Annotated in this window: 8 protein-coding genes; 4 read left to right on the plus strand and 4 right to left on the minus strand. The window is 47.9% G+C overall.

Features of this window, described 5'->3' with window-relative positions; translation table 11 throughout:
- Nucleotides 1-18: 18 nt before the first annotated feature.
- Both ACYVGO_RS32385 and ACYVGO_RS32390 read left to right on the plus strand, forming a co-directional pair.
- Nucleotides 19-1185, plus strand: a complete 1167-nt coding sequence (locus ACYVGO_RS32385) for a DUF4249 domain-containing protein (protein WP_460972881.1) — start codon at nucleotides 19-21, stop codon at nucleotides 1183-1185.
- A 144-nt stretch (nucleotides 1186-1329) separates the two neighbouring features.
- Nucleotides 1330-4767 carry a TonB-dependent receptor domain-containing protein gene (locus ACYVGO_RS32390; RefSeq protein WP_460972882.1) on the plus strand — a complete coding sequence of 1146 codons (3438 nt, stop codon included), beginning with the start codon at nucleotides 1330-1332 and terminating at the stop codon, nucleotides 4765-4767.
- Nucleotides 4768-4971: 204 nt separating this feature from the next.
- Here ACYVGO_RS32390 and ACYVGO_RS32395 read toward each other — a convergent pair whose 3' ends face one another.
- The 3 genes from ACYVGO_RS32395 to ACYVGO_RS32405 all read right to left on the minus strand — a co-directional run bounded on the left by ACYVGO_RS32395 (nucleotide 4972) and on the right by ACYVGO_RS32405 (nucleotide 8852).
- Nucleotides 4972-6501 carry an IS1182 family transposase gene (locus ACYVGO_RS32395; RefSeq protein WP_460972883.1) on the minus strand — a complete coding sequence of 510 codons (1530 nt, stop codon included), beginning with the start codon at nucleotides 6499-6501 and terminating at the stop codon, nucleotides 4972-4974.
- Nucleotides 6502-6837: 336 nt separating this feature from the next.
- Entirely contained in the window at nucleotides 6838-8190 is a 1353-nt protein-coding gene (locus ACYVGO_RS32400; protein ID WP_460972884.1) for an erythromycin esterase family protein, read from the minus strand.
- 53 nt (nucleotides 8191-8243) lie between these two features.
- Nucleotides 8244-8852: a hypothetical protein gene (locus tag ACYVGO_RS32405; RefSeq protein WP_460972885.1), complete on the minus strand. Its 609-nt coding sequence runs from the start codon at nucleotides 8850-8852 to the stop codon at nucleotides 8244-8246.
- Nucleotides 8853-9313: 461 nt separating this feature from the next.
- On the opposite strand from ACYVGO_RS32405, the gene ACYVGO_RS32410 reads away from it, so the two are divergent.
- Nucleotides 9314-9565: a hypothetical protein gene (locus ACYVGO_RS32410; protein ID WP_460972886.1), complete on the plus strand. Its 252-nt coding sequence runs from the start codon at nucleotides 9314-9316 to the stop codon at nucleotides 9563-9565.
- A 130-nt stretch (nucleotides 9566-9695) separates the two neighbouring features.
- On the plus strand, nucleotides 9696-10487 hold the full coding sequence (locus tag ACYVGO_RS32415) for an IS5 family transposase (RefSeq protein ID WP_460972887.1): 792 nt from the start codon (nucleotides 9696-9698) through the stop codon (nucleotides 10485-10487).
- A gap of 272 nt (nucleotides 10488-10759) precedes the next feature.
- Here the strand turns inward: ACYVGO_RS32415 and ACYVGO_RS32420 are convergent, their stop codons facing one another.
- Nucleotides 10760-11035: a hypothetical protein gene (locus tag ACYVGO_RS32420; protein ID WP_460972888.1), complete on the minus strand. Its 276-nt coding sequence runs from the start codon at nucleotides 11033-11035 to the stop codon at nucleotides 10760-10762.
- Nucleotides 11036-11740 lie beyond the last annotated feature (705 nt).

An 11740-nucleotide genomic window follows, 5' to 3' on the forward strand; every position in this document is an offset into this window, starting at 1 on the left:
AATTTCCTGCTTGGCTATATGCGTTCAGTAATCATCATTCTATTGATTTGCCTAAGCAGTTGCTTAGGACTCGTTAGGTGTGTTGACCCCAGGCCAGCAACCATTAACAGCTCGCTTAATGTGTTGATTGTTGATGGCACCATTACCGATAAGGCGGAGACTCAGGTGATTCGGCTTAATCGCTCCCAGGCGGACCCCCTCAGCGGCCGATTAGGGTATCTACCCGTCACTAAGGCTACCGTACAGCTCGTCGTTGACTCAGGAAACGTGGTGATCGCTCAGGAAACTACCGATGGCCGCTATCAGCTACCCGCTGACTTTAAGGGTCAAACTGGCCATACGTACCAACTCAAGTTCACGCTATCGGATGGCACGCACTATGAATCAACCCCCGAGTTACTTCAGCCCGTGGCGCCCATCGGGCAAGTTCGCGCTCAGTTTAATCCCACAAGTTTAAGCGGAACGGAGCGATTAAATAATATTTATACGGCCGCTCATGATTTCTACGTAGACTTTACCGACCCGGCTAATCAACCCAATTATTACCGGTGGGAATGGACGGATTGGGAACGCCAGGAATGGTGCCGTAGTTGCCAGCGAGGACTCTACCAAATTCTTGATGCGCAAGGGGCCTTGTTGGAAGATTGTGTCAATAATACGTTAAATTCTTCCTTCCCTAATTATGATTATACTTGTCGAACAGCCTGTTGGGAAATTATTTACAGTAATAACCTGATCTTGTTCAGTGATCAGTACAGCAATGGGAATCCGGTCAAAGGCCTGCTCGTTGGCCGCATTCCCCTCTACTCGAAAGAGCATTGCCTGGTTGACATTAGACAAAGCTCCTTAACCAAATCGGCTTACGAGTACCTGAAGCGATTGAGTGACCAGACTCAGACGACGGGCGGTGTGGACGGTGGGCAGCCGGCTCTGCTGGTCGGCAACATACACAATGTGGCGCAGTACAATGAAGCGGTGGTTGGGTATTTCACCGTATCCAGCGTTTCTTCGTTTCGCTATTGGCTAACCCGTAGTGACGCAAGTGGTTTCACGCCTGGCTTATTTCAAGCCCTGAACGGTCATGACCCGACCCGGGAGCCAGCTATCGGTAACCGCCCTCCCTTAGCCGTTTGTGTCTCCAGTGATACCCGAACGCCGTATAAACCCGAAGGCTGGCGTGACTGAACCTTGTAACGCCCACCAGGCCTAAGCGCTTATACCTACTGCCTGATGTTGTTTTTATCAGTTTCCCGAGCTCAGTCGTTGCCCAAACCATCTACCCAGTATAGTCCGCAACACAGGGCTACAATCGAACCGGAAGAATAGCGAATGACAAACCCAGTTAAACTCGTGATGAACTATACCGTATTCGTTCTAGGGTTAAATCTGCTTGCCAGCCACCTCGTCCAGGCGCAGTTCGTGAATCAACCGCCTGGCAACAAAGCCCCTGATTCCATTAACCGTACCAACGCTGAAGGTGTACGCCCAGGCAGTCTACTGGAAAATAACGTGTTGAGGATAACGACTTCATCAAAACTGGCGGCTTTTTTACCAGACTCAGTGCTGGCAACGGGCACCGCCGTGCTTATTTTTCCGAAGGTTAGATTGACCACGCAGGCATTGGACCCGGAAAGTAGGACCCTGGCTTCTCGACTAACCGCACGAGGCATAACGGTTTTTGTAATACCCTACCGATTGGCTCAAGGCTCCGTGTTGCCCGCAGCGGGTCTGGAGCGTACGTTGAGCCCGCAAGATTCGTTGAATGTACGAGCCATGGCCCTTGCTGATGGCCGCAATGCCCTTAGCTACCTGCGCCAACACGCGGCCGAACTGGGTATCAAACCGGATCAGATTGGCGTATTGGGCGTATCTACGGGCGGAACGCTGGCACTACAACTAGTTTACAACCCGACTAAAGCAACCCGCCCTGATTTTGTGAGCCTTCTTCAGGTTGAAATAGGTGCCCTAGCCGCCGACTCGGTTCCGGCCAATGCGCCAGGTCTGTTTATTGCCGCCCTGTCAGGGATGACTAGTAACCATGCCCGCCAGAAGGCTATCCAGACCGCCCAGTTATACCAGCAGTGGCTACAGGCTGGCCGGTCAGTAGAGTTGCATAGCTATGAATTGGGAAGTCAACGGGTTGGTAGTACTCCGCTCGATACGGTACCTGATGCCTGGCTGGACCAATGGACCGATTGGTTAAACCGGCAAGGCTATTGGCAAAAGCGGATTGTGACTCAGGGCCATCAACCTGTTGCCCCGAATACGGCGATCATACCCAATGAGCCACCAGCCGTTCTACCAACGTCTCCGCTGTCCAAAACGACGGCCATTGTAGAAGCGCCGGCCGGAAGTCAGCAGCCACCCGCACCAAGCCGATCTGGCGACCTGATAACGGCGTATAAAACACCTGGAGCGTCGAGCGACCGTAATGGGCTACTATCGGTTAATGGCACCGTTCGCGATTCGGCTACGGGTCGAGTGCTGGCTCGTGCTACCGTGCTGATCGATTATGAAAAAATTGGTAAAGGTACCGCTACCAATGAACAGGGGCAGTTTTTGGTTCGCCTGTCGCCGGGAAAGCACGCCGTCGTCATTCGAAGCGTGGGCTACCTGCCCTTCCGGACCACGCTCTATCTGCGGGAAAACACAACTCTAGCGGTGAAACTGGCTTCTGTCGCCAGCCAGTTGGAGGAAGTAGTCGTTACCAGTAAAGGCTACGATCGAACGGTTCGTCAGCCCCTGTTGGGGGTTAGTCAGATCAATATCGCGACGTTGAAGAAGATGCCTGCCGCTCTGGGTGAGGTAGACATTTTACGCAGCCTGCAAATGCTGCCCGGCGTGACGAGTGTGGGCGAAGCCGCTAATGGGCTCAACATTCGGGGGGGAACTACGGATCAAAACCTGATCCTGCTCGATGATACGCCCATTTTCAACCCCACCCATATGTTTGGGCTGTTTTCGGTCTTTCCACCGGATGCGGTTAGTGGGCTTGATCTCTACAAGGGTAATGTGCCGGCCCGGTATGGGGGGCGAGCCGCTTCCGTACTGGACATTAGCCTGCGTAACCCTGATCTTAAACAACTTCATCTGAGGGGCGGAGTGAGTCTGGTGGCTAACCGATTGACCCTTGAGACCCCGATCATCAAAGACAAACTGGCGCTGATGGTCTCCGGTCGAGGGGCGTTTAATGACTTTCTGCTGCGCGCGGTTTCTCCCCGCTTTGACAACATTCGGGCCAAGTTCGGTGATGGTACGGCCAAGTTGTTCTGGCGTGTCAATGACCGTAATACAGTGACCGCCACCAGTTACTACAGCCAGGATTTGTTTCAGACTAATTTGGTGGGGAGTCTGTCTAATGTCAATGCGATCAATACGCAGTACGCTCAACAAACCGCTAACGGCATGGTCCGCTGGTTTCACGCCATCAACAACCGGGTGAATGTGCAAACCACAGCGCTGGTGGCTCAGTACATTCCCCGCATCCTGTCTACCGAAGACAGTACGGCCAACAAAGTCGAGTTGAAACAGTCGCTCTTACAACGACAGATTAAGTCAAATCTAAACTATCAGTTAGCGAATCAGAAGATCGAGATTGGCATCAGCGGCTTACATTATCGACTCAATCCCGGCGAACTGATCCCCGGCAGCAGTCGGACCGTCAACTACCAGAAAACACCGATTGAGAACGCACTGGAGCTAGCCATCCATGTCGAAGATGAGATCAGTTTGTCCGATAAACTAGCGGTTTCAGCTGGACTGCGGTACTCCCATTTTCTGAATTTTGGACCGTCAATCGTGCGTCGGTATGCAAACAGTGACGTGGCCGATGCGTCGGCGGTCGTGGACTCTACGGTTTACCGGGCCGGACAGCTAAGCAAACAGTATGGGGGTTTTGAACCCAGGCTGGGCCTGCGGTATACGCTAACTCCTACCTCTTCGATCAAGATTGGCTATAATCTGATGCGGCAATACGTACAGGTGATTACCAACACGATTACGCCCCTACCTACTTCCCGATGGAAAACATCCGATGCGCATAGCCAGCCGCAGGTGAGCCAATTGTGGTCAGCTGGGTATTTTAGGAACTCAAAAAATAACCTCTTCGAACTATCGGCAGAGGTGTACTGGCGAAGTACGCAGCATATTCTGGACTACAAACCAGGGGCTAATTTTTTGTTAGAGCCCTACCCCGAAACCCAGTTGCTGCCGGGCCGCAGTAAAGCCTATGGTCTGGAGGTGATGGTGTCCAAGAAAAAAGGCGAACTAACGGGCTGGGTCAACTATACCTTTGCCCGCACGCTGAATCAGGTGAATCAAGGGGTTGAATTCCAGCAACAGATCAACGGGGGGAACTGGTACCGAGCTAACTATGATCGGCCCCATAGTCTAAACATGAGCCTGACTATCAATCAGGGCAAGACCCATAGTTTCTCCTTCAACTTTTCGTACAGCACGGGGCGGCCTTACACGGCACCGGAGGGATTAATTCGCTACCAGGGCCGGACGTACCCGTATTACGACGAGCGCAACCAGTATCGGTTACCGGACTATCATCGGTTGGATTTTGCCTGGAACATCTACAACCCCAGTATGAAAAACCGGCGCTGGCAGGGTCACTGGACGTTTACGGTGTATAACCTGTACGGTCGTAAGAATGTGTATTCAATTTTCTACCGAACGGAAGGGCAAGCGACAAACCCTTATCAACTGAGTATCTTCGGCGCACCCATTCCAAGTTTGACCTATAATTTTGAATTCAACTAAATTGGTCTTGCCTGAGGATGAGATGGGATACGTATATAGTGGACTTGCTACCTTTTATTGGACAAAAAGCTAAGTAACATTTGTCTAGAGAGGTAACTAACTTAATCTCACGAAATGCTCGTGGCTGTTGCACAACTCTGCTTTCTAACTGACTTCTGATTGTCTAAATAGGCTAATAGGATTTTCTACCTTCGGTTTCTAATCTCAGTTAAGAAAAAGCGTCCCAAAGCCTCGAAAAGTGTCTTGGAATGCCAAAGACCACTCCACTTTTAGGGCTATGGCCTGGCTGAGAGCGGACTTGGTGGTGAACTTCATATACTTCTTCAGATTGAAGGCAATAGCCGCCATCAGCATCACTTTATGAGCCCCAGCTTTGCCCCGTACATTGATCTTTCGTAACCCATAATAATCAACTAGACTGCCTAAGACCGGTTCCACCGTCCGTTGGCGAAGCTTCTTCATGCGCTGGCCCCGCCGACTCTGCTGGCGTTCCAGGGCTCGACGATAGAAGGGATCGTAGGCCGTCCGGATAATTTGTCTGCATTGACTCTTAGGAACGCAACTGGGTTTGAGCGGGCACTGTTGGCAGTCTTGATAATCCGCCCGATAGACTTTCAGCCAGCCCCCATCGGCGTTCTTGTCAAATGTCTTAAACACTAAACGCTTACCCTGCGAGCAGGTAAAGTGATCGGCTTCAGGAATATAGGGAAAGCCTTCGATTTGGGGCTTATATTGACCGAAGACGGGTATCCAACCAGTGATTTTCCACTGTTCTAGTAAAGCATAGTTACCACCATTGGAGTAGCCAGTATCAGCCAGTATTTCTTCAAGGCGTAGCTCATTATGAGCCAACCGTTGTTGAAGCTTCAAGGTAATGTCAGGTAGGTTCTGGCTGTCGCGGCCATCGGCAAAATCGGCTTGTACATGGCTAATAACCCCTTCGGCGGTATCAACAGCCAGGCTGCAATGGTAGTTAAGTTTGCGGGCTTTACCCGGCTTGATCGAAATACGCGCATCGGGGTCAGTAGGACTATAGTGCGTCTTGTTGCTGAGCAACTGTGCCTTTTCGTTACCAGCCCCTAGAGTTGTCGGTGCACTCTTCAAGTTTTGCTGGTGTTTGGCCAGTCTCCTTAGCTGATGATCGGCCACGGTAATAACCGGCGCAGCCTGACGGATACTGAGTTTGGGTAGTGAGGCTACTGGCCCATTTCGATCCTCAATCGATTGGACCAGTCTGGGACCAGGTAAATTAGGTTGTTTTTCTAGCAGCGTTTCCATCGACGCATTCGCTTTGACAGGGGCGGAGTCGATGGCTACCCGACGACCAGCTACCATGTTGTTGGCCACGCAAAGACTGAACACCTTATCAAACAGTAACTCAAATAGTGTTTCTGGGTAAAGCTGTCGCGTGCGGCTGAGAGTTGAGTGCCAAGGCAATGGTTCATCAATGCAGTAGCCCAGGAAATACAACATATCCATCCGCATAGAACAATGCTCGATGAGCTTCCGATCGGAGGTAATGTTCTCTAGGTAGCCGATGAGCATAAATTTGAAGAAGACCACCGGATCAATCGAGGGATTGCCTGTTGAGCCGTAGCAATTTTTGGTGTGTTCATACAGGAAAGTAAGGTCAAGCGTCTCTTTCAGCCGACGGTAAAGGTTATCTTTCGGAATGCGGCTGGAAAGTTGGAAATGGGTAACGAGTTTTTCGTGGTCGTGTTTTCTTCCTTGCATAGCTGAAGATACAAAAACTCCACTTATTGAGTAGTTTTAGTCACTGGTGGAGTTGTGCAACAGCCACGAGCATATTGTGAGATTGTACTTTTAGGATACCATTCGGATAGCTTGAGAATGGATCAACTCCACCTTAGAACATTCAAACTTGAAAAACGGCTTTTACTAGTTACTTGACAATGAATTTAGCCCTCAGCCACCCATTTCTTGAATGTACCCAATCAAGAACAATGGAAAATGGCTCCTGAACAACAGCTACTAAACGTCTGATTTTTGAAAACAATCAATCATTTGAGACCTGAACGATTAATAGCAAACCAATCTAAGCAGCATTGTTCAGGGAAGGAGTTGGGTCGGGGTCGTGTCCCGAAAATGAAGTAACACATCGAAGCGGCCTCTCAAGGCTGTTATGGTATAAGATTGCTCAGGACGAGTTTCATCAAAAACCGCACCTGCTTCGAACAAAGGGTGCTGGGCGCTCAGCCAGTTGGTTACTACGGTGTCTAGTTGAGGCTGGTGCAGGTTCATCGCAAACGTGGTGTACTGCCCTTTACCTAGTAGGTAGTTGAACGAATTGTTCACGCCCTCCGTACGGATCGATAGGGATTTTAAGCGGCCAATACCTTGAGAGCCGTCAACGGCGGTAAACGAACCATTGGTGAGCAGTTGACCCACGATCAGGTACTTACTCGTCAACTGCTTTTTCAAATAAGCGCCCATTGTGGGCAGGCTACAGGAGGCAGCCGGCATATTGGCCATGTGATAATTATGGGCCCACAAACTGACCTTGCTAACGTTCATTCGGGTCAACAGCCATTGCACATTCTCCGCCATATACTGGTCCCGTTTGGCCCCCGAGTTGCAGGTGCTTCCATCGCCCAAATCCTGCTGCTGGATGAGCACGCGAGCTGCCTGCCGAGCAATCTCATAATTTATACGCCCGCCCACTGCCACCCATTTACTTTCATTGACGACAAACCGATGAGACAACACGGCCAGACCTTGGGCATACTGCTGGCGAAGCGGATCGGTCATGGCTAACTTGCTCACCAGGGCATACTGACTAGCCAAGGAATCAACTGTTGATCGAGAAGCGGGGTCAACCTGAGTCAAAAACTCCGTCAGCAAGGGAAATTCATCATCCGCATACTGGCAATCAAAGCCGTAGAACGAGAGCTGCTGATCAATTGATTTTCCGATATTGTAGTCTTTCATCCACTGGAGTAGCTCCCGTACCTCATCGGTGGACCACGTCCAAAAATACATGCTTTTAGCGGCTTCAGCGGCTGAGGCTAGCCCCGTAGGTTGGCCATGAATAAACCGGTTCACTAAAACGGCGCGACCAAAATTAGCCTCAAAAGCGATCGTCTGATGGCCATGTTTTTGAACCAGATAGCGAAACAGGCGGTCTTTCATGCGGAAAAACTCCCGCGTGCCGTGGGTGCCTTCGCCCATCCCCACCACTTGGGCTTTGGCCAGGACAGTATCCAGAGGGGCCAGCTCGGTAAACTCCCGTGTGGGGTCCGCATCCTGTAAAGGCAGAATGACTTTATTCAATGCTTGGACAACCCGGAGCTTGTCTGGTGATAAGTCGGCCAGTGGATCAGGTTCTGCCTTTTTGCAACGGATCAGAAGCAGGCTGAAGCCAAGATAGCATAGAAGAACAAAAGCAGGGCTGAGCCTTCGCATAACCAAGTGTGGGCGTGAAATCTAGTGGATAACTATTGGTGGGTACCGTTTCCTTAATTCACCGACAAGGTAACATCATCGTAATAGACTGTACCAGTCGTTTTTGGTAAGAAAAAGAAGAGTACATAATAGCTGTACGTATTGGCCGGGAATGAATCGAAGGTCAGCGTATATTCTTTGAACTCATTGGTTCCCGAGATGGCTACTTTCCCCCGACTTTCGGTAAAAAAAGCCGAGGCATAATTATCGTTGACGCCCTTGTTGCCACCCATGGCGATAGAGATGCCTTCACCCTGCAGGTTAACGGTCTTAATTTTGGCCTTTAAGGTCAATTTGGCACCCGTAGGAATTGGCGTAGAGGAAGTATAAAGAACCTGCTGAAACAGATGATAAGTCGAGTCCGTGGGAGCAGCCTTGCAACTAACTTTAATCGAATGCGAGGGTGATGAGGCGGCCTCGGTGGAGTACTCAACGGTATAACTCGTGGGTTGAGTAAGTGAATTTTTATTGACCGCCGATGACCAGGTTGAGTAAGGAGAGGTCTCAAAGTCGCCATCGGCCAGCACATTGGCAATGGTCTGCGGTTGTGCGTCTTCTTTTTTACAGGCGTTAAACAAAAGGCTACTGCTGAGTAAGAATAGAACTATCTTTGTCGCTTTCATCAAAAAAATGTAACTATGTAGTTAAATAGTATAAATAAGGGCAGTTGCTTAATTAACTACTTAGATTGTAAGAAGTCATTTACAGCTTTAGTAAACGTAATGATCAACTTAATCAAAAAGGCTAATTGCACCTAGTTTCATTTTTGAGATTGTTTCACCTTAGCTAGCTGAGCGATTAAGGACTGATGACTAACTTCAGTTGACTATTATTCACTGTTTAAACGGACCAATGGCCTTTGGCCCAGAAAGGCCGCAGAGCTAACCTCATCCCATAAATTCAAGATGTGCTGATGGTGTATAACTAAACGCCCGAATTATTGACACGTCCTCGTCTCAGTTGGGAGCGAATTGTGAGACAGTGATTTTTTAATCACTGTCCAACGCCATCAGTAGCATACGGACCGTATCCTCGCTTGATCGTTGAGTAACAGGCTTTCGTCATTGGCCTTGGTTTGGACCATATGGCTGAGTTCAATTCAGATAAAAATAAACTCATTTATAAGCATCTACTCGAACGTAGAACTGTTTTAACGGCTGAAATACAAGCCTGGCGTCAGTTAAGAATTAGACATAAACAAGCTATCCAGAGAAGCGGGCTGCTTGGTTTCACGGCTTGGAATGAGCAAAAAGAAGAAATTCAGGAACTAAGCCTAAAATTTACACTGCTACGAGCTGAGCTTGATAACCGTCAGCAAAAGGAATTAGACGAGTAGAATAGGATTATTTTACAATAGACATTATTACAAGCATCTCTTTAGATCTTATGTTTACGTATTACCATAAGAAGCTGTTTGAGTTAGGTTGTATTGGAAACGAGAAAGCCGCCAATCAGAGTTAAGTTGTGTGCAGCAACCTTATTCCTCCGACTTGACAGCTTCTCAATGGCAAGGTATTGAAAAGCTTATTTTCGTCCAACGAAAAAGTATTTGGCCGCTTCAACGGATTGTTGAAGCCATCTTTTATTTGACCAAAAACGGGATTATCTGGCGCGACTTGCCCGAAGGCTTTCCGCCCTGGCAGACCGTTTATTGGTATTTCAGGAAGTGGAGCAAAAGCGACACGTGGATACTGGTTGCCAACGAGTTGACACTGAATCATCGGCTTAAGGTTGACAAAAAGCCCTTGCCTAGGGTAGCTATCATTGATTCGCAAAGTGTCAAAAATAGTGCTACGGCTACTCAACAAGTAGGGTTTGATGGAGGCAAGTTGATTAAAGGCCGCAAACGTTTTTTGATGGTCGATACGATGGGCCACTTGTTGTGGACCGACGTGCGCCCTGCTAACGTAGCTGATGGCAAGGCAGGGGTGTTGCTTTGGGAGCAAGCCGAGCATCTTAACCCCTTGCTGGACGATTTGGTGTTGATGTACGCCGACAGTACGTTTGGGGGTCATTTTCGAGAGCAATTAGAAACTATATATGATATTCGGGTAGTAATTCCAAAGTCCCCCATTGCTAATCAACCTACTGACAGTAAGTTAGTTATTCATCACTGGCGATGGATAGTGGAGCGAACTATTTCTTGGTTGGGAAACAATCGACGGCTGGCTAAAGACTACGAGCGCACCATCTTATCCGCCCAAACGTTTATTTGGATCGCTCATATCAGGCGTACCATAAAACAAGTTTGGCATTAACTCAAACAGCTTCTAATCCTTGTTATAAAATCAATTAAGAAAAAATACTATGTTACCTTATTTCCTAATTATTGCCCATTTTGCACTTTTTTATTATCGAAAAATAATTTTCAGTAAATACGTTACTTTATTTAGTAACCAACGTCTAAAGGACACAGATTACATGTTCGAGCATGTGGCGCTTTTCTCATCGACTCCATCAAGTACAACGCTTGGCTATTTACAGAAGTAGCCAGGCGTTGTAGGTTTAGACAGTGCATAACTCCACTCTGTTAATCTGATGCCTGATTATCATTACCAGTTAGCTCGCCAAGGCTTACTCCTTCTGCATAAAGCAGAAGTCGATTAGAACTCGTAAACGAACAAATACAAGTGGGCTTTCCTGTTACTTTATCATAGCATAACTCCGCAAAAAAATCACTCAAACTATACAACTCTCGTACCCGGCAAAGATCGACTCGCTTGGCCAATTGCACGCCCCATACCTGTAAGGCACCTTGTCTAATAAAAAATGCGTTTTGATCGTATACCTCACGAGTAATATACATTTGAGAAGGATTATTCTGAGTGAAAATCCTACAACCCTAGTCTTACTTGAATTAGCCATTTTTGCTTTGTCAAGTGAGCCAATGGCCATGGTCAACGGTTTTCACCATTGTTCATGGCCATTTAGTTAGTGGATACACTCTGTACAAAAACATGCTTTCTGAGTACCTTATATAGACTCGAACAGATACTCATATCACCGTTTTAACACCACAAAAAAGGGATAATCTGCCTAGATTATCCCTTTCTAAAAACCTATGATGTATTAAAAATAGCTACCTACTCGGAGTAGATAGTTTGTCAAGATTAGGTTGGTTTAGCAAATATGCCAAAATAAGCTGGGTCTTTGTTTAAGCAGGTCATACTAGACTTGCTTTTCAGGCTAGTCGGCTTTACTCTGTGTGATTATTATGTAGCTACCTCTCCCATTTTAGGCTTGTTTTGACTCACGTTTGCAAAGCCTTGATACTAGGAATAGTTTATTAACTTAATAATTCTTATAAAAATTGACTTGGAATTGTACAATTATTACAAAAAGACGAGCTTCGGTTTATCCATATTTTATTCATATGCAATGAGCATGCTGTTATCACAAATTGGCAAGAGGAACTTTCCTTAATAATATGACTTACAGTTTCTTATAAACGAGCATTTTCTGAGATCAGCCTCATTCATCCCTAGCCCCAACAATCGTGGGAGCTAGGGGT

It is taken from the genome of Spirosoma migulaei, assembly GCF_054776855.1.